This is a genomic window from Dyella kyungheensis (assembly GCF_049913195.1).
In the GTDB taxonomy this organism is placed as follows: Bacteria; Pseudomonadota; Gammaproteobacteria; order Xanthomonadales; family Rhodanobacteraceae; genus Dyella; species Dyella kyungheensis.
The window spans coordinates 3782203-3808315 of sequence record NZ_CP183983.1 but is presented as its reverse complement, the minus strand read 5'-3'; the positions used below and the strand labels follow the sequence as shown (position 1 = coordinate 3808315).

27 protein-coding genes and 1 tRNA gene are annotated in these 26113 nt (G+C 65.2%); 17 read left to right on the top strand and 11 right to left on the bottom strand.

Going from position 1 to position 26113, the window contains the following annotated elements; translation table 11 throughout:
• Positions 1–125: 125 nt before the first annotated feature.
• The 3 genes from ACN9MB_RS17345 to ACN9MB_RS17335 all read left to right on the top strand — a co-directional run bounded on the left by ACN9MB_RS17345 (position 126) and on the right by ACN9MB_RS17335 (position 3276).
• Positions 126–794, top strand: coding sequence for a DUF1045 domain-containing protein (locus tag ACN9MB_RS17345; RefSeq protein ID WP_204636918.1), 669 nt, complete (start codon positions 126–128; stop codon positions 792–794).
• A gap of 176 nt (positions 795–970) precedes the next feature.
• A complete protein-coding gene (locus tag ACN9MB_RS17340) occupies positions 971–1429 on the top strand; it encodes a host attachment protein (RefSeq protein WP_426269692.1) in 459 nt (152 codons plus the stop codon).
• A 251-nt stretch (positions 1430–1680) separates the two neighbouring features.
• Positions 1681–3276 carry an MASE1 domain-containing protein gene (locus ACN9MB_RS17335; protein ID WP_426269691.1) on the top strand — a complete coding sequence of 532 codons (1596 nt, stop codon included), beginning with the start codon at positions 1681–1683 and terminating at the stop codon, positions 3274–3276.
• A gap of 32 nt (positions 3277–3308) precedes the next feature.
• Here ACN9MB_RS17335 and ACN9MB_RS17330 read toward each other — a convergent pair whose 3' ends face one another.
• The 6 genes from ACN9MB_RS17330 to ftsY all read right to left on the bottom strand — a co-directional run bounded on the left by ACN9MB_RS17330 (position 3309) and on the right by ftsY (position 8265).
• Positions 3309–3761 carry a hypothetical protein gene (locus ACN9MB_RS17330; protein ID WP_426269690.1) on the bottom strand — a complete coding sequence of 151 codons (453 nt, stop codon included), beginning with the start codon at positions 3759–3761 and terminating at the stop codon, positions 3309–3311.
• A 773-nt stretch (positions 3762–4534) separates the two neighbouring features.
• Positions 4535–4610, bottom strand: a tRNA-Phe gene (locus ACN9MB_RS17325).
• A 67-nt stretch (positions 4611–4677) separates the two neighbouring features.
• On the bottom strand, positions 4678–4956 hold the full coding sequence (locus ACN9MB_RS17320; RefSeq protein WP_204636915.1) for an oxidative damage protection protein: 279 nt from the start codon (positions 4954–4956) through the stop codon (positions 4678–4680).
• A gap of 24 nt (positions 4957–4980) precedes the next feature.
• Positions 4981–6012 carry an A/G-specific adenine glycosylase gene (mutY, locus tag ACN9MB_RS17315; protein ID WP_426269689.1) on the bottom strand — a complete coding sequence of 344 codons (1032 nt, stop codon included), beginning with the start codon at positions 6010–6012 and terminating at the stop codon, positions 4981–4983.
• Complete coding sequence (locus ACN9MB_RS17310) at positions 6009–7103, bottom strand: AsmA family protein (protein WP_426269688.1); 1095 nt, start codon at positions 7101–7103, stop codon at positions 6009–6011. Before ACN9MB_RS17310 ends, mutY begins: the two co-directional genes overlap by 4 nt.
• Before the next feature lie 13 nt (positions 7104–7116).
• The gene (gene ftsY / locus ACN9MB_RS17305) at positions 7117–8265 is read right to left on the bottom strand and encodes a signal recognition particle-docking protein FtsY (protein WP_426269687.1); all 1149 of its coding nucleotides are present in this window, start codon (positions 8263–8265) and stop codon (positions 7117–7119) included.
• A gap of 74 nt (positions 8266–8339) precedes the next feature.
• On the opposite strand from ftsY, the gene rsmD reads away from it, so the two are divergent.
• From rsmD to ACN9MB_RS17270, 7 genes are all read left to right on the top strand, one after another.
• Positions 8340–8900, top strand: coding sequence for a 16S rRNA (guanine(966)-N(2))-methyltransferase RsmD (gene rsmD / locus ACN9MB_RS17300; RefSeq protein WP_426269686.1), 561 nt, complete (start codon positions 8340–8342; stop codon positions 8898–8900).
• Positions 8901–8994: 94 nt separating this feature from the next.
• Positions 8995–9522, top strand: coding sequence for a pantetheine-phosphate adenylyltransferase (gene coaD, locus ACN9MB_RS17295; protein ID WP_426269685.1), 528 nt, complete (start codon positions 8995–8997; stop codon positions 9520–9522).
• Positions 9523–9727: 205 nt separating this feature from the next.
• Positions 9728–10255: a hypothetical protein gene (locus tag ACN9MB_RS17290; RefSeq protein ID WP_425490835.1), complete on the top strand. Its 528-nt coding sequence runs from the start codon at positions 9728–9730 to the stop codon at positions 10253–10255.
• Between the two features lie 141 nt (positions 10256–10396).
• On the top strand, positions 10397–10696 hold the full coding sequence (locus ACN9MB_RS17285; protein ID WP_426269684.1) for a YfhL family 4Fe-4S dicluster ferredoxin: 300 nt from the start codon (positions 10397–10399) through the stop codon (positions 10694–10696).
• Positions 10693–12420: a gamma-glutamyltransferase gene (gene ggt, locus ACN9MB_RS17280; RefSeq protein ID WP_204636908.1), complete on the top strand. Its 1728-nt coding sequence runs from the start codon at positions 10693–10695 to the stop codon at positions 12418–12420. Before ACN9MB_RS17285 ends, ggt begins: the two co-directional genes overlap by 4 nt.
• Positions 12421–12422: 2 nt before the next feature.
• Positions 12423–13274 carry an MBL fold metallo-hydrolase gene (locus ACN9MB_RS17275; RefSeq protein ID WP_426269683.1) on the top strand — a complete coding sequence of 284 codons (852 nt, stop codon included), beginning with the start codon at positions 12423–12425 and terminating at the stop codon, positions 13272–13274.
• Positions 13275–13297: 23 nt separating this feature from the next.
• On the top strand, positions 13298–14317 hold the full coding sequence (locus tag ACN9MB_RS17270) for a TMEM43 family protein (RefSeq protein WP_426269682.1): 1020 nt from the start codon (positions 13298–13300) through the stop codon (positions 14315–14317).
• 744 nt (positions 14318–15061) lie between these two features.
• On the opposite strand, the gene ACN9MB_RS17265 is transcribed toward ACN9MB_RS17270, so the two are convergent.
• The 5 genes from ACN9MB_RS17265 to ACN9MB_RS17245 all read right to left on the bottom strand — a co-directional run bounded on the left by ACN9MB_RS17265 (position 15062) and on the right by ACN9MB_RS17245 (position 19259).
• A complete protein-coding gene (locus tag ACN9MB_RS17265) occupies positions 15062–16321 on the bottom strand; it encodes an EAL and HDOD domain-containing protein (protein WP_204636906.1) in 1260 nt (419 codons plus the stop codon).
• A gap of 95 nt (positions 16322–16416) precedes the next feature.
• A complete protein-coding gene (locus ACN9MB_RS17260; protein ID WP_204636905.1) occupies positions 16417–16863 on the bottom strand; it encodes a flagella synthesis protein FlgN in 447 nt (148 codons plus the stop codon).
• On the bottom strand, positions 16860–17183 hold the full coding sequence (flgM, locus tag ACN9MB_RS17255) for a flagellar biosynthesis anti-sigma factor FlgM (protein ID WP_204636904.1): 324 nt from the start codon (positions 17181–17183) through the stop codon (positions 16860–16862). Before flgM ends, ACN9MB_RS17260 begins: the two co-directional genes overlap by 4 nt.
• Positions 17184–17265: 82 nt before the next feature.
• Positions 17266–17955 (bottom strand): flagellar basal body P-ring formation chaperone FlgA, encoded by a 690-nt coding sequence (gene flgA / locus ACN9MB_RS17250; RefSeq protein ID WP_426269681.1) that lies wholly within the window; start codon positions 17953–17955, stop codon positions 17266–17268.
• Positions 17952–19259 carry a methyl-accepting chemotaxis protein gene (locus ACN9MB_RS17245; RefSeq protein WP_426269680.1) on the bottom strand — a complete coding sequence of 436 codons (1308 nt, stop codon included), beginning with the start codon at positions 19257–19259 and terminating at the stop codon, positions 17952–17954. Before ACN9MB_RS17245 ends, flgA begins: the two co-directional genes overlap by 4 nt.
• A gap of 162 nt (positions 19260–19421) precedes the next feature.
• On the opposite strand from ACN9MB_RS17245, the gene ACN9MB_RS17240 reads away from it, so the two are divergent.
• From ACN9MB_RS17240 to flgF, 7 genes are all read left to right on the top strand, one after another.
• A complete protein-coding gene (locus ACN9MB_RS17240) occupies positions 19422–20351 on the top strand; it encodes a chemotaxis protein (protein ID WP_204636901.1) in 930 nt (309 codons plus the stop codon).
• Between the two features lie 272 nt (positions 20352–20623).
• Positions 20624–21688, top strand: a complete 1065-nt coding sequence (locus tag ACN9MB_RS17235) for an IS30 family transposase (RefSeq protein WP_426269679.1) — start codon at positions 20624–20626, stop codon at positions 21686–21688.
• A 909-nt stretch (positions 21689–22597) separates the two neighbouring features.
• Positions 22598–22993 carry a flagellar basal body rod protein FlgB gene (flgB, locus tag ACN9MB_RS17230; protein ID WP_426269678.1) on the top strand — a complete coding sequence of 132 codons (396 nt, stop codon included), beginning with the start codon at positions 22598–22600 and terminating at the stop codon, positions 22991–22993.
• On the top strand, positions 22993–23421 hold the full coding sequence (flgC, locus tag ACN9MB_RS17225; protein WP_204636899.1) for a flagellar basal body rod protein FlgC: 429 nt from the start codon (positions 22993–22995) through the stop codon (positions 23419–23421). Before flgB ends, flgC begins: the two co-directional genes overlap by 1 nt.
• Before the next feature lie 16 nt (positions 23422–23437).
• Positions 23438–24106 (top strand): flagellar hook assembly protein FlgD, encoded by a 669-nt coding sequence (locus ACN9MB_RS17220; protein ID WP_204636898.1) that lies wholly within the window; start codon positions 23438–23440, stop codon positions 24104–24106.
• 35 nt (positions 24107–24141) lie between these two features.
• Positions 24142–25359 (top strand): flagellar hook protein FlgE, encoded by a 1218-nt coding sequence (flgE, locus tag ACN9MB_RS17215; RefSeq protein WP_426269677.1) that lies wholly within the window; start codon positions 24142–24144, stop codon positions 25357–25359.
• 9 nt (positions 25360–25368) lie between these two features.
• Positions 25369–26109, top strand: a complete 741-nt coding sequence (gene flgF / locus ACN9MB_RS17210) for a flagellar basal-body rod protein FlgF (RefSeq protein ID WP_204636896.1) — start codon at positions 25369–25371, stop codon at positions 26107–26109.
• Positions 26110–26113: the final 4 nt, after the last annotated feature.

The following is a 26113-nucleotide window of genomic DNA, read 5'->3' as shown; positions in this document are numbered from 1 at the left end:
CGGGTTGGCAGCGTGCTGGTGAACGGGGCAGGTGATGTGTCCTGCAAGCGCAATGCAGATCGCGCGTTGCACTGTGCGCTGTTCGTGGCGTACCCGCTGCCCGCGCCATCGATGGCTTGCCGCTGATGCGTTACGCGGTCTACTTCTGTCCCGCACCGGCGAGTGCGTTGGCTGCCCTGGGACGCGACTGGCTGAGCACCGAGTTGGCGGCTCATGGCATTCCGGGCATTGGGCTCACCCGTTGGAATGCGTTGCTGGCGGATGTCCGGCGTTACGGCTGGCACGCCACGCTGCGGTCGCCGTTCACGCTGTCGCCGGATGTCGACCTGGCGGATCTGCGCCAGGCCCTGGCTGTCGTCGCCAGGTCACATGGCCCGATCAATCTCACGCTGCGCTGTGCACGCCTTGCGGGTTTTCCCGCCTTGCGCCCACTGGGCGACTGCAAGGCGGTGAATGCCCTCGCGGCAGCGTGCGTCGAGGCGATCGAACCGTTGCGCCTGCCATTGGCGGAACACGACTTCCAGCGGCGCGCCTCCGGACTCGACGCCATCGAAACCCATTATCTCGGACGTTACGGATACCCCTACGTGTTTGAACGCTACCGTTTTCACATGACCCTGTCGGCACCGGCTTCCGTCGAGGAAGAGCGGGCGCTGCAACGCTGGCTGTCGCTGCGCGCGTCGATGCTTCCCGCGGCGCGCATCGACGCGCTGGCCTTGTGTGTCGAGCCGTCGCCCGGCGCCGCCTTCGAACCGCTCGAACGGATCGCACTGCAGAAGGCATCGGCCGCTTGATGGCCATCGGCTGGCGAATCCGCGTCGCGCACGGTTTCTTCGCAGGGCTCACATTGGATTGACGGCTACGAGGGGATTCTCCCTTCACTGCGTCGGTGCCGACTGCGCTCGATACCCCGACAAGGGCTCGGCTTCGGCCGCCCGGCATTCCTGGTGAAACCTCCTGGGAGCGCGTCATGAACAAGACGGTGTGGATCGTGGTCGCCAATCGCGGCGTCGCCCGGCTGTTCCAGGCCCGGCAACCCACCGGCCCCCTGCAGGAACTGGAGGCTTTCATCCACCCGGAGGCGCGGCTGCGCGAACAGGACCTCGTATCCGATCGCCCGGGGCGGGGCTCTGAACGGTTTGGCCCCGGCGGCCACGCGGAAGATCCCGACACCACCCTGGTCGAGCAGGAAACCAGCAACTTCGCCTTGGAGCTGTCCCGCTTCCTGCTGAAAGGCCGCACGGACGGCCGCTTCGACGGACTGATGCTGATTGCCGCCCCGGCATTCCTGGGTTCCCTGCGGGATCGGCTGGACGGACCCACCCGGGGCAGGATCATGCTCGAAGTCGCCAAGAACCTCGTGCACCTGGACGCCGCCGCCGTGCGCAACTATCTGCCCGATCGACTGTATTCGGCGGTCGGGGCCTGACCTTCCCCGGCGGGACAGGGCGGCAATAACGTGCGTCGACGGCGAAATATTTCGCGGCCGGGACGCGCGCGACTTTCACGAGTCGATGCCGAAATGTTTGACGCAGTGCACATTTGCAACAACTGGGTGCGCTACGATAGGCGGAGTAAAACGCTGGGGCGTTTCACAGTGCTTTCACGCCTCAACCGATGGTATCGGCCGCTTGCGCAGAAGCCCGGCGCTTGCGAGGGAAACACTGACAGGGGGATGCAATGCTGGACGCTCCGTGGGCCAATCCGTGGTTCCGCCGCATCGGTATTGCCGTCTCGTATGGGCTGCTGATCGTTCTTGCCCGACAGGTCACCATTTCGCATTTTGTGCTGGTGGCCGGTATCCATTTGGCCGTGCTCCTGCTCTTCCGTTACCGGGACTGGCCGGCTCTGATCGTTGGCGAAACGTTTGCCTTGCTGCCCACCAGCATCGAGTGCGTGGGGCAGTTCGGCGTGGCCTGGGCGGTGATCTACGCCATTCCCGGTTTGGTCGCCATGGCGCCCTTCGTATACATCCTGCGCGAACGTTGGCCGGTGCTGGCATCCAGGGGCGGGCTCAACATGGGGGCGTTGCTCGGGGGGGCGTTGGTGCTGTCCTTCGTGATGACGGCCTGCAACCTCGGCACCATGCTGGTGATGAATCTGCCGCCGGACTACCACATGCAGGTGGACAAGCTGATCACCAAGTGGGTGCTCGGCAACTATCTTGGCATTCTCGCGGTGACCCCGACCACGCTGTTCGCCTATCAGCTGATGAGCGGCGCACGGTGGCGCGAACTGGGCACGCGCCTGCTCGACAACCGCGCGGTGCTGGATAGCATTTTCCTGGTGGTGCCGGCGATCCTGCTGCTGGTGTGGATCGGCCTGGAATCGGCCGGGGTCCGCCAGATCGCGCAGGTCGCCATGTTCCTTCCGATCGTCTGGCTGGCCATGCGTCATGGCTGGCAGGGCGCGGCCATTGGCGGAACCGCGGCGAGCCTGGCCGTGATGGCCTTGATGCCGGCCACCAATGACCAGCAGACCATGCAGGCGGAGGCCATCGTTGCCTTCGCCATTTCCTCGATGCTGCTGCTCGGCGCACGAATCGGCGCATTGAACCATCACGCCGAGCAGGAGCGCATGGACGTCCGCACGGCGTTGGCGCTCGCGCAGCGCAACGTGCATATCGGCGAGATGCAGCTGCGTACGACTTCGCTTGCGCTGGAGCAGATCCGCGAAACGGTCCAGGCCAGTTTCTCGATGATGATGGCCCGACTGCGTCATCTGCAGCCCACCATCGAGGATCGCAGCTACCACCGCCAGGCGTTGGTGGCGCAGGACCAGTTGTTCCGCCTGGCCGACAGTCTTTACCCGGTCTCGTGGCGCGAACGCGGCTTGCCGGCTGCGCTGCGAGAGGGCGCCATCCCGCGCGCGCTCGATGAAACCGGCGTCGGCTATTGGTGCGATCTGCGCGGGCCGCTGAGCCGGCTTTCGCAGACTTTGCATCTTGCCATCTATCGCCTGGTCGTCGAGGTCGTGGCGGATGCCTGCGCCAAACGAAATCTCAGCGAAGTCGTGGTGCGTGTGCGCTGCGGTGAAAAGGATGGGCGCCGCTGGGCATTGGTCAGCATCATCTTCCGCGACAAGGCCGAAACCTCGTCGAATGTGCGCTGGGATGAGCTGTTGCCGCGCGTGATGCGCTCAGCCAGCGGCATGGGCTGGTCAGGCATTCGCGATCGCGCGATGACGTTTGAGGGCGATGCCCGCGAGCATCCAATAGATCATGGTCGTCGAGTCAGCCTCCTGCTGCTCGATCCCATCACGATCAGCGGCATTTGACACGCCGCTGATCGCCTTCGCGTCCTGCTTACTTACTGAGCGTGCGTGGCGCACGTCTCGGGGTTGCATGCAGCCTTCAGCATCATGGTGCCATCGCTGAGCGGCGTAGCCGTGACCGTGGTGGCCGGATCCTGATACACCGTGGTCGGCGTCGTGGTCGGCGTCGCGGTGGTCGGTACGGCCGGGCCCTGCTGCGGCGTGGTCACCAACTGCGAGAAGCGGCCTACCGGCAGCGTGATGAACTGGCCGCCCGAGGTGCCGACGGCACCGAGCACATTGCCGTTCGCATCGTTGATCTGCACGAACTGGATGCCGCCAAGCGTGAACACATAGGCGTGAAAGTTGGGATTGCGGCTTACGTCAGATGCATTCGGCCAGGACTGGCCAAGACCCGAGGCGGGCGGCTGGTCGGCGAAGGCGGCTCCGGACAAAGCAAGAGCCAGCACGCCAAAGAGGCATGCGCGACGCGAGAGGGCTTTCAACATAACGGACCCCTTTGTTGGTGGTGTGCTCAGACATTGAGCATCGTGGCGAATGTATCACCAACTTTGTCGTATCCCCTGTGACCAATGGCCAGTGGACAGCAACATTTGCCGGAAACGCGTACACAAAACCGCCCAGTTATGCCAGCCGCCAGCTATGACAGAAGCTGCTCGCGCCAATAGTGTTCCGCCAAGAAATTTCCAGATAACCCGCCGAACTACGGGTCACTGTGCCGTCAGCGAACAGATGGCCCGATAAAATGTGATCCGCGTCACGTTTTATGGTGGTCATGCGCAGCGGGTCTGGAAGAGGCCTGCGCGACGAACTCGACTCCCGGAGCGATGGATGGCGCCTTCGGGCCAGCGCTGTAAATCGATAGGCCGTCGAAAGCGATGCCAGTGCGGCGGCAAGAGAAAATCACGATCCCGCTAAAGACCCTTTGATTTTGTCATCGCCTCGGGCAACTGCTCCGCCATATTGTCTGCACGAAAGTACCGGCGATTTTTTCCGGGTTTAGTCGGAGGCGATGGGGATATCGAAAGATAATCGAAGCGTGCGCGTGGCCAGGCCGGCTTTCGTTTCCGGTTTTCGATTTTGTCTGCGGGCGCATCGCACTCGCAATCTGGTGAAGACCGGTCGCCGCGCACGCGTACGAAGTCGCGCGCTCGTGCTTCGTGCGTCTTCTGCTCGCAGGTGACGATGTGCGGCGAGGCCTGGGCGCCTCTACGCAGGCAAAAAGAAAGCCCGCTTCTTGCGAAGCGAGCTTTCGAAAACATGGTGGCCGGGGACGGAATCGAACCGCCGACACGGGGATTTTCAATCCCCTGCTCTACCAACTGAGCTACCCGGCCAGAATGTCCTGCGAACGCCGAAGACGTCGCGTGGAGCCGTGCATTAAATCCGAAGCGGGGCGGCTCGTCAAGACTCCGGAGCGGGGGCAACGTAGCCCTCGGGCTGCTTCACGTCGCCGCCGAAGAGGAATTTTTCCATTTCGGCGCTGAGGAACTGGCGCGACTTGGGGTCCAGCGGATTGAGGCGATATTCGTTGAGCAGCATGGTCTGGTGGGCCATCCATTGCTGCCAGGCCTCTTTCGAAATCTCGGCGTAGATGCGCTGTCCCAGCGGTCCGGGCCAGGGAGCGAAATCCAGGCCTTCGGCATCGTGGCCGAGCTTGGCGCAGTGAACGATACGACTCATGCGATGTGACTCACCGGTAGTGATTCAGAGTTGCTGCAACAGGGTGCGGACGGGGGCGGGCAGGCCGAGGGCGGCCCGCTCGTCGGGGTTGCACCAGCGCAGGGTGGGATTATCGGCGATGCGCTGCTGCGCTGTCGCCCCGTCGAACAATAGCGGTTCGACCTTCAGGCGATAGTGGCTGAATACGTGCACGAACGATGGCAGTGCCTGCGCGTCGTCGATGCTCGCGAACGACTGCGCCGCACGCCACGCGTGATCGTGGTCGCGCGCTTCCGGAAGACTCCACAGTCCTGACCACACGCCTTGCTCGCCACGACGCTCGAGCAGCACGCGTCCCTTGGCGTCGCGCAGGATCAGCATCACGGTGTCGCGCGTGGGCACCGCCTTGGTGGGCTTGGCGCTCGGCAGTTGCGCCGTGAGGCCGTCGCGTCTGGCCACGCAGCCGGCGCTCAATGGACAGTTCTCGCACAGTGGTTTGGAGCGCACGCAGAGGGTGGCGCCCAGATCCATGATGGCCTGCGTGTAATCGGCCGTGCGTTGCGCGGGCGTCAATGCATCGGCGTGCTGCCATAGCACTTTTTCCACCGCGCTCTGGCCCGGGTGTCCATGGATGCCCAGGTATCGCGTGAGCACGCGTTTGACGTTGCCATCGAGGATCGGAAAACGCAGCGCGTAAGCCTGCGCCAGGATCGCGCCTGCGGTGGAACGCCCGATGCCGGGAAGGTCGGCCAGCGCTTCGAAATCGCGCGGCAATTCGCCGTGGTGTTTTTCCACGCAGATTTGCGCGGCGCGCTGCAGGAAACGTGCGCGGCGGTAGTAGCCGAGGCCCGACCACAGCGCGAGCACGGTGTCTTCGTCCGCTGCGGCCAGATCGCGCAAGCCCGGCAAGGCCGCAACGAAGCGCTGGAAGTACGGAATCACCGTGACCACCTGCGTCTGCTGCAGCATCACCTCGGACAGCCACACGCGATAGGCATCGCGGGGATGTTGCCAGGGCAGGTCCTTGCGGCCGTGTTCGTCGAACCAGGCCAGTAGTGCGGCGGCGAAAGGATTCATGGCGTTCGGTGTGCGGGCTTGGCCGGCGTCGCTTTCGCTGCCGCGGGTTTCGGCGGTGGCGCCACGCTGGCCGCGGGGGCAGGGACGTCGGTGCCGGCCTGGATGCTGAGGCCTTCGATACTGATGTCGCCGGTCTCGATGCTGGCGATTTCCGCGTGGCCGTTGCCGGGTGGCACGGTGAGGCGCGGGCCGTCGTCGTGATCGAGTTGCGTCCACCAACTGGCCAGCGCCAACGGAGGAAGGTGGAGGTCGGCGTGATTGTCCGGTCCGTCCAATTTGAGCGCGAGCATCAGCGGGTCGCTCTGGTCGGCCGGTGTCAGTTCGATCACGGCGTCGTATTGGCCGGCATTGGCGTGGTCCAGCTTGCCCGACAGATGGGCGGATGCATCGGCGGCGCCGCGCCAGCGCGCGTTTCCCGCCAGATGCAGGGTGAGCGTGGTGCTGTGCGCGAGATACAGGCTGATGTTGTCCAGCACCAGCGAGTTGCCCTTGATGCTCGGTGTCACCGACAGGCGCATTTGCGTGGGAATGCCCTCGGCGTCCTTGGCGGTGATGGTGAGCGGAAACGCGTGGTCGGCGGCAAGCCGGCCCGCATCCAGCTCGACATCGCCCAGCAGCATCTGGTTGCCGCGCACCAGGCTGCCGCGCGTGATGTGCACGCCGGCATCGATGCTGGGTATGGCCGTCGGCACCGCGGCGGGGCCGGAAGGCAGGTCGCCAAGCCACGACTGCAAGGCATCGAGGTCGACGCGCGGCGAATCGATCTGCATCTGCGAGATCACCGTTTCGCCGCGCACCAGCGTGCGCCATGGCAGTGCCAGTGTGCCGCGCGCAGCGAGCAGGATCGGCATGTTCGCGTTCTGCGCGCTGAGCGTGATGCCTTCGAGTTCGAGCGCGGGACGTGGAAACAACGCCGGCGTGGCCGGGCTGGCGAGGCTCAGCTCAAGGCCGGCGTCGTGCGCCTGCTGTTGCAGCATCGCGGTAATGCGTTCGGGTTGCAGCAGCAGATGCACCGCGATCAGCGCAACCGCCACCAGCAACAGCGTGGCGCTGCTGAGGAGGATGAGCGTGAGGCGGACCCAGCGCGGCATCCGTCGGCACCCCTCAGCCTTGGCTCAGGCTGGCGGGAAGCAGGCCGTCGACATACGCTTCGGCGTCGAATACACGCAGGTCGGTGGCGGCTTCGCCCAGGCCCACGTAGCGAATCGGCAGGCCGAATTCGCGCGCCAGCGCAAACACCACGCCGCCCTTGGCGGTGCCGTCGAGCTTGGTCACGACCAGGCCGCTGACGCCGACGATCTGGCGGAACTGGCGCACCTGGCTCACGGCGTTCTGGCCGGTGGTGCCGTCGATCACCATCAATACTTCGTGGGGTGCGTCGGTGTCGATCTTCTTGAGCACGCGGGCGATCTTGCCCAGCTCGTCCATCAATCCGCCTTGCGTGTGCAGGCGGCCGGCGGTGTCGGCAATCAGCACGTCGACGTTGCGCGAGCGCGCGGCCTGCAATGCATCGAAGATCACGCTGGCCGCATCGGCGTCCTGGCCTTGCGAGATCACCGGCACGTTGTTGCGCGCGCCCCAGGTCTTGAGCTGCTCCACGGCGGCGGCGCGGAAGGTATCGCCGGCCGCCAGCATCACCTGGCGGCCTTCGTCACGGTAGCGCCGGGCGAGTTTGCCGATGGTGGTGGTCTTGCCCACGCCGTTGATGCCCACGGTGAGGATCACGTGCGGCTTGAGGCCGCCGACGTCGAGCGGTTTCTCGACCGGACGCAACATGGCGATCAGCGACTGGCGCAGCGCCGCCAGCAGGGCGCCGGCATCGGCGAATTCGCGCTTGTGCATGCGCTTGCGCAGGTCTTCGACCAGCGCCGTGCTCGCCTCGACGCCCACGTCGCCAGTGATGAGCGTGGTCTCCAACTCGTCCAGCAGATCGTCGTCGAGCTTCGGGTGACGGACGAACAGCGAGGTCAGGCCGCGTGCGAACGAGCTTCCGGAAAGTCGCTCGCGCCAGCTGCGCTTGGCCGGAACAGCGGCTTCGACCACCGCGGCCAGCTCGGTGGCTTCGTCTTCCACCGGAGCGTCGGGTGCAGGCGGGCTCTCGGCCAGGGCCTCGTCGAGGGCGGTGCTGGCGTGATCGAGCGAAGCGGCATCCGTGTCGTGCGTGAAACCGGTCGACGGGGCGCTCTCCGGCGCAGGCGCGGTCGGCTGGCTAGGTTCGGCGTCGGCGGGTTTCTTCTTCCAGAACTTGAGCATTGCGGCAGCGATTCAAAGACAATGGCGGGCATGCTACCACCCCGTTCCAAACTCACCGCTGAGCCGTGCCGCCGATGAAGGGCGCTTCCGGGCGCATTCGCATCATCGGCGGACAGCTGCGCAATTCACGTCTCGATGTGCCCGATCTGCCCGGTTTGCGGCCCACCGCCGAGCGCGTCCGCGAGACGCTGTTCAACTGGCTGGCGCCGGTGATTTCCGGTGCGCGTTGCCTGGATCTGTGCGCGGGCACCGGCGCGCTGGGCATCGAGGCGCTCTCGCGCGGCGCGTCCAGCGTGCAGTTCGTCGAGCGGGATGCGAGGGCTGCCCAGGCCTTGCGCGACAACCTGGCGCGCCTCAAGGCGCAGGGCGGGCAGGTGGCTGCCATCGATGCGCAGCTGTACCTGCAGGGCGCCGCCCAGCCGTTCGGGCTGGTGTTCCTCGATCCCCCGTTTGCGCTCGATCTGTGGACGCCGCTGGTCCGGCGCCTGGAGGAGGGTGGCTGGTTGGCGCCCTCGGCATGGATCTACGTGGAATCGCCCCGGCAAACGCTGCCAACGGTGCCGGCGAACTGGGCCCTGCACCGTGAAGGCACCGCGGGCGACGTGCGTTATGCCTTGTATCGGCGCGTCACTTGACCCTCGCGTATGGCATTCCCCTTAAGAAACGGGCTAGGCGACCGCTTCGAACGGGCCTAAGCTAGCCGCCCCTCCGCTGACAGTGACTCGTCACGTGAACAAGCCGCCGGTCAACCAGCGTCTCGCCGTTTATCCGGGTACGTTCGACCCGATCACCAATGGCCATGCCGACCTGGTGGCGCGCGCCGCGCCGCTGTTCGAGCGGATCATCGTGGCGGTCGCCGATAGCCCCAACAAGAGCAGGGGCCCGGGTTTCAGCCTCAACGAGCGCATCGCGCTGGCGCGCCTGGCGCTGGCCGACCTGAGGAACGTGGAAGTGCGCGGCTTCGATGGCCTGCTGGCCCATTTCGTGGAGGAAGTGGGGGCGGGCGTGATCATTCGCGGCCTGCGCGCCGTGTCCGACTTCGAATACGAGTTCCAGCTGGCCAGCATGAATCGCCACCTGATTCCGCAGGCCGAGACGCTGTTCCTCACGCCGGCGGAGCAGTACAGCTTCATTTCGTCCACGCTGGTGCGCGAGATTGGACGTCTGGGCGGCGATATCTCCGGCTTCGTGCACCCGGCCGTGCAGCAGGCCATGCGCCAACGCTGGCACCGGGACCGCGCCAACACGGCCGATTGAGCCCGCACTGCAACAGCTGTGGCGGTGTCAGGCCGGGCCGCCGTCGTGTATCCTCGCCCGCATCCTGCGGACAGGACAGTCGCTCGCCGCGGGCCGGGGCTAGGCAAGGTTTTTATGGCGAAGGCCGCCATGGAACCGGTGCATTCCCTCGGTCCAACAAGGCTCTGTCGCGTGACGGCCGAAAGTCGGTCATCCAACGGATCCCATGACCAGCTTCCACCATTCCAGGGTGACCACCATGTACAAGTACGCTCTCCTCGCCGCCATCGCGATCACCGGCCTCGCCGCCTGCAGCCAGCAGGACGAGTCCGCCCAGCAGCCGACCGAACAGGTCGCCGCCGTTACCAAGCCGAGCGATCCGAACGATTCGAAGGCGTGGAATGCCTACCTCGGCCAGATCGTCCAGAAGAACATGCAGGGCATGACGGCCGAGCGCCCGTACCCGTACCTGGTGCCGGCCGGCGACAGCGACGACGCCAACGCACTGCGCCAGCGCCAGCTCGAGCAGGTGCAGGACACCGTCGCCCGCGGCGTGCTGCCGGGCAACATGCTGGTGTTCGCCGGCCCGGATTCGGCCAAGACCTCGCAGTTCGTGGCCGATGCCTTCAAGGACGCCAAGGCCGGTGCGTTCAAGGACGTGATCGTGCTGGTGATCGGCGATGCCGGCGACAAGGACAAGGTGACCGCGACGCTGCAGCCGACCGGCGCCACCATCCGTTACGTGAACATGTAAGTTCCGGTTTCCGGAGCGGTTTTTCAGCCCGCGGCGCGAAAGTGCCGCGGGCTTTTGTTTTTGCGGCGCGCATCCATCTTTGATGGTTCAACACTTCGGATCTTGCGGCGCACCATCGTGCCCAACGTGTAAACTCAACGAATGTCCCTGAAAATCCTCGATACCTGCGTCAACTGCGACGTCTGTGAACCGGCCTGTCCGAACAAGGCGATCTCGCTGGGCGAGGAGTACTACGTGATCGACCCGTCGCTGTGCACCGAGTGCATCGGTCACTACGACGAACCGCAATGCGTGGAGGTGTGCCCGGTCGAATGCATCATCGTCGACCCCGAGCACACCGAAACCCACGACCAACTCGACCTCAAATACCGACACCTGATGGGGCTGGGCGATGACGCCGCGGCGCTGTCGGGGCATGGTTCCACAAAGGACGACGCATGAAGCACCCGTTGAACTGGCGCGTGACGCTGCTGGCCCTGCTTGTTTCCTCCAGCGTTGCGTACGCCGACAGCCGCCCCGCCGCGACTCCCGCCACCACTGCTCCCTCGCACGTCATCACCCAGCGTCCCGGTCATGCCGGTATCGCCAGTGCGAATTTCCACGCCACCGATGCCGGCCTCGAAGTGCTGGCCAAGGGCGGCAATGCGTTCGACGCGGCGATCGCGGTGGCTTCCACGCTCTCCATCGTGGAACCGGAAAGTTCGGGTATCGGCGGCGGTTTCATGGCGGTGCTGCATCGCGCTTCCGACGGCAAGGACATCTTCATCGACGCCCGCGAAACCTCGCCGGCGGCGGTGAACACGAAGGACTATCTCAACAAGGACGGTTCGCCCAATCGCGACACCGCCTTGAACGGGCCGCTTTCCGCCGGCATTCCCGGCGAACCCGCCGGCCTCGCGTGGCTGGCCAAGCACTACGGCAAGCTGCCGCTGAAAGACTCGCTGACGCCGGCCATCCGCCTGGCGCGCGACGGCTTCCAGCCCGATGCCCGCCTGATCAATGCGATCAGCGAGCGCCAGCAGGACATCCAGCGCTGGCCGGCTTCCGTGGCCAAGTACCTGCCCAACGGCAAGCCGCCGGTGGCCGGTCAGGTGTGGCGCGATCCGGATCAGGCGCGCACGCTGGAAGTGCTGGGCGAGCAGGGCGCCGATGGCTTCTATCGCGGCGAGATCGGCAAGAAGCTGGTGGATGCCGTGCGCGCCGCGGGCGGCAACTGGAGCGCGAAAGACCTGGAGAGTTACCAGGTGAAGGAACGCACGCCGATCACGGTGGACTATCGCGGCTATCGCGTGGTCACCGCGCCGCCGGCGTCGTCGGGCGGCGTGGCGGTGGCGGAGATCCTCAACATCCTTTCCGGCTACGACCTCAGCAAACTCGATGAAGCGCATCGCACGCATCTGGTGATCGAAGCGATGCGTCGCGCGTTCCGCGATCACAACGACTACCTCGGCGATCCGGACTTCGTGAAGATGCCGCTGGACATGCTGCTGTCGCCTTACTACGCGGCCGGCCTGCGCATGACCATCCTGCCCGACAAGGCGACGCCGTCGTCGATGCTGCCGGTCAGCACGGGCGTCGATCCGGGCATGCATACCACGCATTTCTCGGTGATCGACAAGGACGGCAACATTGCCTCCATCACGCTCACCGTGAACTACACCATGGGTTCCACCTTCGTGGCCGCCGGCACCGGCGTGCTGCTCAACGACGAGATGGACGACTTCGCGCTGGTGCCGAACAAGCCCAACGTCTACGGACTGCTGGGCAGTGCCGCGAACGCGCCGGCACCGGGCAAGCGCATGCTGTCGTCAATGACGCCGAGCATCGTGTTCGGTCCCGATCGCGTCGGCGTGATCGGTTCGCCGGGCGGTTCCACCATCATCACCCAGGTGCTGGAAGGCATCATGGCCTTCATGGACGGCAAGAACGCCGAAGGCATCGCCGCGCAGAAGCGCTACCACCACCAGTACATGCCCGATCGCGTGGACGTGGAGCCGGGCACCTTCGATGCGGCCACCAGCGATGCGCTCAAGCAGATGGGTCACGAGCTGAAGGAACGCAGCCCGTGGGGCTACATGAACGTGGTGACCTGGGACCTGAAGACCAACAAGCTCGATGCCGCCAGCGATCCGCGCCGCGAGTCGGGCCTGGGCAAGGTGCAGTAACCATGGAACTGTGGTCGCTCACCGGCAACTCGCAGCGGCTCGACGGTGGCGCGATGTTCGGTAATGCGCCGAAGGCTTTGTGGTCCCGCTGGATCAAGCCGGATGCGGAAAACCGCATCCCGCTCGCCTGCCGTTGCCTGCTGGTGAAGGACCTCGACGGCAAGAACGTGCTGTTCGAAACCGGCATCGGTGCGTTCTTCGAGCCGGCGCTGCGCGAGCGCTACGGCGTGGTGGAAGAGCGCCACGTATTGCTCGATTCGCTCGCCGAGGCGGGACTCACCCACGAAGACATCGATGCGGTGGTGCTGTCGCATCTGCACTTCGATCACGCGGGCGGCTTGCTTGCGGCGTGGGAAGAAGGGCTGGCGCAGCGCCTGTTGTTTCCGAAGGCCACCTATATCGTCGGTGCCCATCACTGGCATCGCGCGCTGAAGCCGCATCCGCGCGATCGCGCGTCGTTCGTGCCGGAACTTCAGCCGCTGCTGGAGGCGAGTGGGCGGCTGGAGTTGGTCGAAGGCGAACATGCCCAAGCACTGGGCGAAGCGGTGCGCTTCAGTTACTCGGACGGGCATACGCCCGGATTGATGCTGGCGGAAGTGGCAGGCGTAGTATTTTGCGCTGACCTCATCCCGGGACGCTTCTGGGTGCACCTGCCCATTACCATGGGTTACGACCGCTATCCTGAAAAGCTGATCGAAGAAAAGCAGGCCTTCCTGGACGACAAGCTGGCGCGCGGCGTGCGGTTGTTCTTCACGCATGATCACGATTGCGCCGTGGCGCAGGTGGTGCGCGACGAGCGGGGGCGTTACGGTACCACCCAGGAACAACCAGAGATGCGGGGACAGGTGGCCTGACCGGCCGCCCACAGGGGAGAGGGATGGATATGCAGCCTTGGTTGCGACGGGTGCTGGGTGTGCTGTTGCTGTTGGCTGGCGCTGGGCTGGTCGCGATGACCGAGCAGGGGTTGCTCGACAACCGCCATGCCTCCGACCGCCACGGCGGGCCGATCCTCGATATCGGCGATGGTGCCGCGCCGAACGGCCATCACGGCAATCTGGTGCGCGTCACCGGTCCCGTGCGCGTGATCGAGGAACCGTTCGATCCCGAGTTCGGCCAGCGGGCCCATGCGCCCGTGTTGATTCGTCACGTCGAGATGTTCCAGTGGCGGGAAATCCGTCTGGGTGGCGATGTGCACTACGAGCAGGATTGGGTCGATCGCCCGGTCGACTCGCGGCGTTTCGCGCAGAGCAGGGGGCACGCGAATCCCGAGCGCTTCCCGCTGGAAGGCAAGCAGTTCGATTCCGGGCAGGCCCGCGTGGGCAACTACGTGCTGTCCGCGCCGTTGCTGCATGCGCTGCTGGGCGGCGAGCTGATTGAGCCCAACATCAAGAGCTTGCCTTCGAATCTGGCGGCGAGCTTCGCCCCGAACGGCAACTACTTCACCACCAGCGAGCATCCCGATCATCCGCAGCTCGGCGATTTGCGCGTGAGTTGGGAGGCGGTTCCGGCGCAGGTGGTCACGGTGTTTGCCCAGGTCAGTGGCGATCAGCTGGTGCCGTCTGCCAATGCTGCCGATGGCAAGGGATTCGACGTGCAGATCGGCGAGCGTTCGCTGGTCGACGTGGTGCCCGATGTGCCTGCGCCGCCTTCGTTTGTGTGGGCGCGCCGTATCGGGGCGTTGTTGCTGGCGATGCTTGGTGCGTTGCTGTTGCTTCCCGAGCGCCCTCGTACGCATCACGATGCGTTGCTTGCCGTTGGCAGCGGAGCGCTGCTGATTTCCGCCGTGGCGTGTGTGATGTGGCTGGGGACGGATATGGCGGTGGGTGGGGTGTGGTTTGGGATGGCGCTGCTGGGGATGGGGTTGGCGGTGTGGAGGTTGCGGGCGACTGCTGCCTGATTTTCTCCTTCTCCCCGCCGGGGAGAGGGTTGGGGTGAGGGGCGGGTGCTCGCGGGAGCGCTCCCTAGCTCGTCATCCCGGCGCAGGCCGGAGGCGCTTCTCAACAGCCGAACGGCTGGTCATCCAGAGCCTCGGTGTTTAGTTGTCGCGTCATCGCGACCTGGCTCGCCTGCCGCGGGCTTCCGTCCTCCTGCCGGAGGCCGGGTTACTTTCTCTTGCTTGCCCAAGAGAAAGTAACCAAAGAGAAGGGCCCCCCGGATGACGCGCCTTCCGGGCTTCGCCCTCCAGGTGCGCGGGCGGGTTACGGGGTTTTTCGACAGGACATCCCTGTCCTGTCGAAAAACTGGCCGCATCTATGCGGCCACCCTTCGGGCTTTCCTCCACCCGCCCGCCGCGTCATACGGGGACCCCAAGAGCCAAGAGCCAAGAGCCAAGAGCCAAGAGCTAAGAGCTAAGAGCTGAAGCCAAGAGCTGGAGCTAAGAGCTGGAGCTAAGAGCTGCGGAGCTACTGTGGGAGCGCACCCTGTGCGCGACAAACCTACGGAGCGTTACATTCCTGCGTGGCTGTCGCGCACAGGAAACACTTATGGTCCCGCGAGCACCCAAGGCAGTAATGCCCTGGTCTCTCCGCGCAGGAGAGAGGGACGGTTCGGTGTCTGGATTTCGGTCCGTGCCGGGATGACGAGCAGGAACGTACTACGGTTGTTCGGCGGACTTAGGGAACGACAACCAAAACCCGCGACCTCAATTCGGCCGCTGATCCGCAAACGCATAAACGTGATCCGCCCACTGCGTTGCCTCAAGGTAAATCGCCGCCATGCGCCGGATCAGTTGCGGCTGCACTTCGCCGCCACGCAGGTTGCCTGCTTCCCATGCGCGGATCTGCTCCAGCAGGATGGCGAACGGTCCCTTGTTCTCCAGCAGCGCGGTGCTGATCTCGCGAGCCAGCGGCAGATGCCACAGCACGAAATCCATCGGTGCTTCCATCATCGCGTCGAGCAATGAGAAGAGGCCGGCGGTGAAGGCCATTTCGCGTTGTTCGGCCGGCATGTGCTGGGCGAGTTTCTCGCACATGTGCGCGCGGATCAGCGCGGCGCGCAGCAGTTCCGGCGGACGGTCGCCGGTGCCGCTGAGGGCCATGGTGTAGATCCAGTTACGCAGGCGCGCGGCACCGAAGAAGATGGCGGCCTGCTGCACCGATTTGAGCTGGCGCGGCAAGGCGAAATAGGCGGAGTTCACGCAGCCCAGCAACTTGTAGCTGAGGATGGCGTCGTCGCGCACGATCTGGCCCAGTTCCACCGGACCCGGGTTGCCTTCCTGCAGCGCCTTCATCAGTCGTAGCAGGCTCAGGCGGCTGGCGGCGAGCACCGGTACGGCGACCGGTTCGGGCTTGAGCAGGAACTGGCCCTGGATCGCCTGCAGCGGCAGCGACTCGCAACGATGATAGGTGTCGTGATCATCCACATGGCCGGCGACCACATGGGTGCCGCGTGCATGCAGGTATTCGCTGCGCGAGCGCAGCGTGGCCGGATCGAGCTTGCTGGCATCCAGGCGCACGAACTGCACGATCTTCAGCAGCGGTTCGACAGCCGGATTGAATTCGAGGGTGGTGTCGCCGGCATCGAGCATCAGCGGACAACCGCGTTGCGCCATGCGTGCCAGGCGTTCGACCAGCGCCGCATCGGCGGCGGCTTCCGGGCGCAGCAGCACGCCGAAGCGCGGCTGGTGCTGCAGCACGTCGGTCTCTTCCATCAGCAGTTCGTGGCTGAGCCGGAGGAAGGTGCGGTTGCCGCGCACCAGGCGGGCGAGTGCGCCGTCGGTGATGGTCGCGAGCGCGCGACGCATCAGCGTGGCTTCGTCTTCCGCATCGTCCTGGAACACGATCTCGTACGCGAACAATTCGCGCTTGCTGTCCAGCATGGGCAGACGGATGACCGGCAGCGCCTGTTCGTTGGCGGCGACGGAGGCGTCTTGGGCGGAGGGGATGGCCGCAGCTTCGCTCATGATCGGTCGATGTGGTGACGATGGTGGAGAGGAGCGGCGATTGCCGCCTGCAAACAAGCACACGTGTGGGCGAGCAACACGTGCGTCATAACGGCTCAGGCCTCGGCCAACGTTTGCGAGCGCAGGCTCGTGCGCAGATCACCCGCGCGGCCGTACACGCTCGCCTCTGTTTCATTGCCGGTCAACACGGCCAATGCCTTGCGCACCTGCTGCAGGCGGATACCGACGAGGTAGCCGTTGCGCTGGTTGAGCTGCTGGCAGGCGCGCAGCGACTGCAGGATTTCTTGCCACTTCGGTGCCAGCACGCGGCTGGCTTCGGCGGCGTTCTGGCTGAGCTGCACGCGCTCGCTGTCGAGCTGTTCCAGCCGCAGCATCAGTTCGTGCTTGCTGGCGCCGGCCCGGTTGAGCGTGTCGACGTCCGCCGTTTCCAGGGCGGTGCGCTCGGTGGTGAGCGCGTCCATCAATTGACCCACTGCCAGCCGCATCTCGTCGACCGCCGCCGTGAGCGCATGGTCCAGTTCGGCTTGCAGTGACGGGCTCATGACTTGCCGTTGAGCTGGTTTTCGAGGGACATCATGCGATCGGCAATCTTGCCGGCGTCGACCTTGTAGGTGCCGTTCGCCAACTGCTGGCGGATCTGCTCGACTTTCTTCGTGTCCATGGTGGCTCCGCTGTGCGTGCGGGCTGCTTCCTGCAGGGCGCGCGCGGAGTCGGTGATCTGCACGCGGTCGGTACTACCCGTGCTGCTGCCGACGGCGTCGCTGGACGTCGTGCTGGAGGTGCCCTGCGTTGAGCCGCTGCCCTGGCCCGTGGCGGGCTGGGGAAGTTTGGGCAAGCCGTTGTTGGAGATCGTGGTATTCATGGGTCCGTTCTCGTGGATTTCTGGCCCTGTTGCTTACAGGATCGGCCGGGGGGCCGCAAACTTTAGTGGTCAGGCGACAGGTTCATGGAAGCGCAAGAACTTCCCCTGGAGCCATCACCATGGCGTCGATCACCTTGCCGGAGCTGCCGTTGCGCACCTTCAGGCGCGAACCGCTGTCTCCGCCACCCAGCGCGACGCCGCTGGCGCGTACTTCGATACCGTTCAAGCGGGACACCAGTTGAACCTGGTCGCCCGCCTTCACCGCGCTGCGCCCGCCCAGGGCGGCCGGCGTGACCACCGAGCCGGCACCCAGCGCGCGCGACAGGGTACGCCCTTCCAGGTCGGCCATGTCGCTGACGTAGCCGTAGCCCAGGCGCGTGATGTCGCGCTCCTCGCTGTGCACATCGTCGGCGCGCACGCCGTCGCCGCGCTGCAATGGGTGCACCAGCACGAGCACCTGGCGGAACACCTGCAGCTGTACCGGCACGTGCAGGCTCCAGCCGTCCGCACCGGGGCAACGCACCACCACATTCATGCGCGGCATCAGCCGGGCGCCCGCCTGCAGCCCGGCGCTGAGCGCGGCGGGGCAGGGCGTGAGTTGCAGCGAACGTGTATCCAGTTCCGCCGCCTGCGCGACCACGCGGCTGCCGGGCGTTTCGTACTGGCCGCGCAGCCACTGCTCGGCCGCGGCACGCGCCGCCTGTGCCGGCTCCGCGGCATGGGCGGGCAGCACGAGGGCGGTCAGTAGCAGGACGGCCAGGCGTCGCGTCATAGATCGGCCAGCAGCAAATTCAATTGGGACAGCAGGGTCTCGCGCTCGCCCTCCACCTGCTGCATCAGCTGGCTGGCCTGGTCGAGCTGGCCGTCGCACAGCAGCGTGGCGAAGGTGCTGCCCTGCTCGCGCATGCGCGCACCGGCGGCGGAGAGTGCGCCGGCGGCGGCGTTGTCGTGGCGGCCGGCGGTCAGGCGGGTCAGCGTGCGGCTGAGTGCCTGGGTGTCGAACCAGCGGCGGTCCAGCGCGGCCGGTTCCTGCAACGCGAGTTCCATCGCCTGGCGCAGGCCTTGGGCGGCTTCGCGCACGGTAAGGCTGAGGCTGGCCGGATCTTCGCCGCTTTCGGTTTCCAGCCAGTCCAGTGCGAGGCGATGACCGAGCAATGCGCCGCGGCTCAACGCTTCGGACTGGCGGGTGGCCTCGGCCGAGCGGCGATGCCAGGCGCCAAGCGCGGCCTGGGCTGCCACGGCTCGCGCGTGCTGGGCATCCTGGTTTTTGTGCATGCTGCCGATGCGCTCGCCGATCTGGCGCAAGGCTTCGCTGCTGTCATGCAGGGAGGTTTCGGTCTGAGTGAGGCCACCCTGCGCGCGGTCAAGGCGCTGCAGGCCTTGTTGCACGTCGCCATCGAGCTGCTTGGAGAAGTCGCCGATGGAAACGGTGACGCCTTCGATTTCGTTCGTGGCCTGACTGGTTTTCTCGGCCAGCTGCTTCACTTCGTCGGCCACCACGGCAAAGCCGCGGCCGGCCTCGCCCGCACGGGCGGCTTCGATGGCGGCATTGAGCGCCACCAGGTTGGTCTGGTGGGCAATTTCCTGCACCACGCTGGTGAGCTTGCGGATCTGCGCCACCTGTTCTGCCAGCTTGCTCTGGTTGCGGTTCATCGCCGATAGCGCCGTGCGCAGCAGGCGCAGCTGGCCGTCGAGCTCGCTCACACTGCGTTCGCCGGTTTCGCCGGTCTTGCGCGCGTAGTCCAGGCCGGTGGCGACCTGCTGCAGCGATGTCGAGATTCCGGCACTGCCATCCGTCAAACGACCGACGTCATCGCGGCTCTCCTGCGCCGACTGGTGCATCGAGGCCTGTTCGCGGGCCAGTTGCTGCGCGGCGCCCAGCACCAGGCCCAACTGCTCCATGGTCTGCATGGCCACGGCCACGGGCGGCTTGGCGGTGAAAACGGCTGCCAGCAGCGGTGCCAGCGCCTGTGCTGCACGCGGATGCCGGGCCGACCACTGCGCGACCTGCGAGCGGTCACCCGCCGCGGCAGCACGGGCAAGTTCGGCGAGATGCTGGCTCCAGATCAGACTCATGGGTGGATCTTTCCTTCCTATAAGGGTCGCTTCCGGCATCGGCGGCGAACGTCGGAACTTGAGAAGCAAGCGACGTGCCATGGCCCTGGTCCCGCTCAAGCCGAGGCGCTGGCGGCCGATACGCGGGAGAGAAAAGCGGCCGTGCCGCGACGAGGAAGACGCATGAGTGCGTGGATGGACAAGGTGGAACAGCAAACCCGGCTGGCGGGCCACAACCGGGTGGCCATGCTGTTGTTCCGCATGGGCGACGAGCAGCTGTTCGGCATCAACGTATTCAAGGTGCGCGAAGTGATGCGTCGTCCGCCGATGGAGCGCATGCCCGACGCGCATCCGCTGGTGGCGGGCAGCTGCGATTACCGCGGCACCACGATTCCGGTGATCGACCTGGCGGTGGCGCTGGGCTATCCATCGCTGCGCGACGTGGCTTCGGCGCACCTGATGGTCACCGAGTTCAATCGCAGCGTGCAGGGCTTCCTGGTGGCCGAGCCGCAGCGGCTGGTTCATTGCGAAGGCGAATCGCTGGCCGCTCCCTCTGCCGCGCTGGGCTTCGGCAGCCGCGTGAACGCGGTGACGCGCGTGGACGGTGCGCTGGTGGCGGTGGTCGATGTGGAGCACGTGCTGGCCACGCTCAACACGACCACGGCGGAGTTGTCCGCGCCCATGCAGCGCATCGCCCGCGTGCACGACCTGCAGCCTCGCCGCGTGATGGTGGTGGACGATTCGCTGGTCGCCCGCAATCAGTTGGTGAATCTGTTCCGGCAGATGGATGTGGAATGCGTGATCGCCCAGGACGGACGGGAGGCGCTGGAGCGCCTGGAGGCTTTGGCCGATGCGCCGGGCGAGGAAAGCGTGACGCTGGTGGTGTCGGATATCGAGATGCCGCGCATGGACGGTTACGCACTGACCCGCGCGATTCGCGAGACGGCGTCGCTGCGGTCGTTGAAGGTGGTTTTGCATAGTTCGATCAGCGGCATCTTCAATGAGGCGATGGTGCGCGAGGTGAATGCGGATCGCTTCGTGGCGAAGTTTCAGCCGGATCTGTTGGCGCAGACGGTGTTGGAGTTGATGCCGGAGAGGTTTGAGGAGTTTTGAGGCTTTGATGGTGCGGCACTCTTGCTTCCTCTCCCCGCTGGGGAGAGGGTTGGGGTGAGGGGCGGGTGCTCGCGGGAGCGTTCCCTAGATCGTCATCCCGGCGCAGGCCGGGATCCAGAGCCCCGGTACTTGGTTGTCGCTTTGCCGCGACCTGGCTCGCCTGCGGCGGGCTTCCGTCCTCCTGCCGGAGGCCGGGTTACTTTCTCTTGCTTGCCCAAGAGAAAGTAACGGCGGTCTCTAATATCAAGTGCAACGCCCTTTGGAGGTGATGCATGGGTCAGCACTACAACCATCTAAGCGCCGAAGAGCGAGGCGCGATCATGGTGGGCAAGGCACGCGGGGACAGCGCCCGGCAGCTGGCGATACTGCTAGGCCGGTCGCCCAGCACGATCTCACGGGAGCTGGCGCGTAACGGGCACCGCGAGCCGTCGGGCAGCCCTCGTCTGGGGCGCCCGACGCTCGGCTATGACGCTTGTCGTGCCGGCCATCGGGCCCGACGCTTGGCCCATCAGGCACGCCGGCCGCGTAAATTGCATCGTGAGAGCGCCTTGTGGCGTCTGGTGCGCCATTTGTTGGCCCGGCGCTGGTCACCGCAAGAGGTCAGTCGCACACTGCGCCGACAGCATCCCGACGAGCCGGCCAAGCACGTGTCTCACGAGACGATTTACACCGCGATCTATGCCGCTCCGCGCGGGGAGCTGCGGCGAGGGCTGGTGGCACTGTTGCGCCAGCACAAGTGCGCGCGCCGCCCGCGCGGCCAAGGCGCCAATCGGCGCGGCCGCATGCACGATCTGCCAAGCATTCATGATCGACCGCCGGAGGCCAATGAACGCTTGTTGCCGGGCCATTGGGAAGGCGACTTCCTCAAAGGCGCGCGCAATCAGTCGTCGGTGGGCGTACTGGTGGATCGGCGCACGTTGTTCCTGAAACTGGTGAAGATGGAAGGGTGCGCGGCCGAGGATGCGCTCAAGGGCTTCAGCCGGGCGTTCGGTCCGTTACCGGCGACGCTGCGCCAAACGCTGACCTATGACCAGGGCAAGGAGATGGCGCTGTACAAGACCCTCTCCAAACGCACGGGGCTGGCGATTTACTTCGCCGATCCACACAGTCCCTGGCAGCGCGGCATCTGCGAGAACACCAACGGTTTGCTGCGTCAGTACCTACCCAAAGGCACCGACCTGTCGGTGCATAGCCAACGCAAACTCGATGCGATTGCGCGGGAGATGAATCTGCGACCGCGGGCCACCCTCGACTACCACTGTCCGGCGGAGATGTTCATGCGTGCGCTGGGGCGCGATGATCTCGCCCAAGCGATCGATGATGCACTTCTAGATTGACACCGCCAACCAAAGAGAAGGGCCCCCCGGATGACGCGCCTTCCGGGCTTCGCCCTCCAGGTGCGCGGGTGGGTTGCGGGGTTTTTCGACAGGGCATCCTGCCCTGGCGAAAAACTGGCCCGCATCCATGCGGGCCACCCTGCGGGCTGATCCTCCACCCACCCGCCGCGTCATACGGGGACCCCTGAGAGCCAAGAGCTAAGAGCCGGAGCTAAGAGCGAGAGCTGCAGGGCTACTGTGGGAGCGCACTTGTGCGCGACAAGCCGACGGAGCGGTACATCCATGCGTGGCTGTCGCGCACAAGTGCGCTCCCACAGAAAGCACACAGGTTCCCGCGAGCACCCGCCCCTCACCCCGGCCATCTCCCCGCAGGGGAGAGGGGGAAGTGGGGTGTATCGCGAAGACAAGCCAAGGGCGATGCGAAGCGGGCCTCCGCTTTAAGTCCTCAGCGAGTCGGGCGCGTTGCGCCGCGCATTGAAGTACCCCTGGGGTAGCCTCCCATGGAGATCCGGCGGGACGCTCCTCGAGCGTTCGCGCTTGGATTCAACACGATGCTGCCAGCTTTAAAGGCCATTTTCTTTGGGTTACTTTCGACGCGAAGCTAGTCCCGTGGGATCTTTTGGGCCAGCAAAAGAAAAGTGACTCGAGCGGCGGCAGCCGATCGAAACGCCCGCTGCGTAAGCGGCACCCTGGCGTCAACGCAACAACCAAGCGATATAGAAATCCCGCCCCGCGTCGGTAACCCGCTATCACCCGCGTCGAAATTCCGACGACCCCCCGAAAATCCACACCAGGCGCCAGCCATAAAGACGCGCAAAGCCAACAGCCACGCGCCCTCCGAGCCATCAGCTGAACCGTGGCACGCAAATTGCTCAAACCCACCCGCGGCCTCCGCCGCAGGAGTGAGCGATGAGTTCGATCAACGACAACCTGTTCGGTTTGCACACGCAGGCGCTTGATACCTGGCAGCGCCGCAGCGAAGTGTTGGCGAGCAATCTGGCGAATGCGGATACCCCCGGTTATCTCGCGCGCGATGTCGATTTCAAGAAGGCGCTGGCCAGTGCCAACGGCAACACGCTGGCAATGACGATCACGCAGCCGGGTCAGATCGATCCGCAGGCCAAGGCCGCGCAGCAGCTGGCGTATCGCATGCCGACGCAGCCGTCGATGGATGGCAATACGGTGGATACGCAGGTGGAGCAGGCGAATTTCGCCGCCAACGGCGTGCACTACCAGGCCAGCCTCTCCTTTATCACCGCGCAGATCCACATGCTGCGCACGGCCATCACCGGAGGTCAGAGCTGATGTCCATGTTCAAGATTTTCGATGTCTCCGGTTCGGGCATGGCGGCGCAGTCGCTGCGGCTCAACACGGTGGCATCCAACCTCGCCAACGCCGACAGCGTGTCGAGCACGCCGGAAGGTGCGTATCGCGCGAAGGAGCCGTTGTTCTCCGCGGTGCAGCGCGCGATGGGCGGCGCGAAGAGTGCCGATGCCGACAGCGCGGTGGGCGTGCAGGTGAAGGGCGTGACCGAAAGCGAAGCCGACGTGCAGGCACGTTACGAGCCGGGCAATCCGATGGCGGACGACACCGGCTATGTCTACGGCAGCAACGTCAATCCGATCGATGAGCTGGTGAACATGATCACGGCGTCGCGTTCGTACCAGAACAACGTCGAGGCGATGAACACCACCAAGCAGCTGATGCTCAAGACACTCGACCTCGGCAAGTAAGTCCTAAGGAAATCCCATGTCCACGGTTCCCAGCACGACCAACAACACCGGTACTAGCAGCACGCCGAACGTCAATTCGGCGTTGTCGAGCACGATGACGCAGGCCGATTTCCTCAAGCTGATGACGGCCCAGCTGCAGGCGCAGGATCCCACCAACCCGGTCGACAACTCGCAGTTCGTTTCGCAGATGGCGCAGTTCAGCCAGCTCTCGGCAACGCAGCAGCTCGATACCGACCTGCAGTCGATGAGCAGCAATGTGACCTCGAACATGCAGACCTCGCAGGTGCTCAGCTCGGCGAACCTGGTCAATCGCCAGGTGTTGGTGCCCGGCAGCTCCGCGAGTTACGACGGCAGCGACGCGGTCAAGGGCGCGGTCAATGTGACGGCTGCCTCCAGCGTGACCGTGCAGGTGCTCGACAGCAGCGGCAACGTCATCCGCAGTCTTCCGCTGGGCTCGCAGAACGCGGGCCTGGCGCAATTCAGCTGGGACGGCAAGGACGACAACGGCAACGCCGTTGCGGCAGGCACGTACACGGTCAAGGCGGCCGCAGGCAGTGCTTCGCTCGACACCTACCTGCAGGGCACGGTGACGGGCGTGGGCTTCGGCGGCAGCTCGGTGGGCACGTACCTGCAGGTATCGGGCGTGGGCGGCGTGCCGCTCAGCCAGGTGGCACAGATTCTCTGACGCCCTAGGCGTCTTCTCATCACGAGGAACCGAACATGGCACTCAATACGGCGCTCAGCGGCATCAACGCTGCCCAGTCCGATCTCAACGTCATCGCCAACAACATCGCCAACGCCAACACCACCGGCTTCAAGGGTTCGCGTGCGGAGTTCGCGGACATCTTCGCGGTGACCGGCCTCAATCTCAATGCCACCGCGGTGGGTAGCGGCGTCACCCTGCAGGAGGTGGCCCAGCAGTTCAACCAGGGCGACCTGCAGACCACCGGCAACAGCCTGGACCTGGCCATCAACGGCAACGGCTTCTTCGCGGTGAACAACGGCAGCGGCGTGCAGTACACCCGCGCCGGCGACTTCGAGAAGAATTCCAACGGCTTCATCACCTCGCCGGACGGTTCGCGCCTGCAGATCTATCCGCCCAACGGCAACGGCGGCTTCGACATGAGCACGCTGACCGACTTCAGCTGGCAGACCGCGCAGAGCAGCGCCACGGCCACTTCGTCGATCACCTTGTCGTCGAACCTGCCGGCCAGCGCCACCGTGCCGACCAATGCGTTCAGCACCACCGATTCGACCAGCTACAACAACGCCGCACCGGTCACCGTGTACGACTCGCAGGGCGGTTCGCACCAGGCCACGATCTACTACGTGAAGACCGGCACCAATACCTGGAATGCCAACCTCTACGTGGACGGCCAGAGCGCCGGCACGCAGCCGATGACGTTCGACAGCACCGGCAAGCTGACCACGCCCACCAGCGGCACGCTGCCGTTCAACGCGGTCAATCTCGGCAATGGCTCCTCGCCGCTGACACTGTCGCTCAACGTGACCAATATCACCCAGTTCGGCACGGACTATTCGGCCGCTCCGATCATCCAGAACGGCTTCGAAGCGGGCACCTTGTCGGGTATCGACATCGACGAGAAGGGCGTGATCACCGCGACCTATTCGAACAACCAGAGCACGCAGATCGGCCAGGTGGCGATCGCCAACTTCGCCAACGTGCAGGGCCTGCGCCAGCTCGGCAACACCACCTGGGTGGCGAGCACCGATTCCGGCCCGGCCACGATGGGCACGGCAAGCTCGGGCGAGTTCGGCACCATCGAGTCCGGCCAGCTGGAAAGCTCCAACACGGCCGACACGACGGCGCAGCTGGTGGACATGATCCAGGCGCAGCGCAATTACCAGGCGAATGCGCAGGTGTTGTCGACCGACAACACGCTGGCGTCGTCGTTGTTCAACGCCGTGTCGCGTTAATAGAACGCCATGGACCGTTCCGTCTACGTAGCGATGACCGGGGCGACGCAGATCATGCGCGCCCAGGATGCGGTGAGCCACAACCTGGCCAACGCATCCACGGTCGGCTTCAAGAGCCAGCTTTCCGCGTTCCAGAGCGTGCCGGTGCTCGGCGACGGCACGCCGGCGCGCATCAACGCGGTGGCGCATGGCATCGGCCAGAGCAGCGCGCAGGGCTCGCCGGTGAATACCGGGCGTTCGCTGGATATCTCGGTGCGCGGTGCCGGCTTCATCGCCGTGCAGGCGCCGGACGGTTCGGAAGGCTATACGCGAGCCGGCGATCTGCAGCTCACCGCCGATGGTGGGCTGACCGACTCGCGCGGCAATCCGGTGCTGGGCAGTTCCGGGCCCATCTCCATTCCACCGGCCACGGACATCAGCGTGGGTTCCGACGGCACCATTTCCACGGTGCCGCAGGGACAGGGACCGAACTCGGTGTCGCAGATCGACCGGATCAAGCTGGTCAATCCCGATGTGGCGCAGATGACCCAAGGCGGCGACGGCCTGATGCACATGAGCGACGGCAGCACCGCCGGCGCCGACGAGAACGTGACCATCGCTTCAGGCGAGCTCGAAGGCAGCAACGTCAATCCGTCGGCGGAGCTGGTGAAGATGATCGCGCTTTCGCGCCAGTACGACATGCAGGTGAAGTCCATCAAGACCTCCGAGGACAACGCCGATTCCAGCATCAAGCTGCTGCAGTCCAACTAAGCAC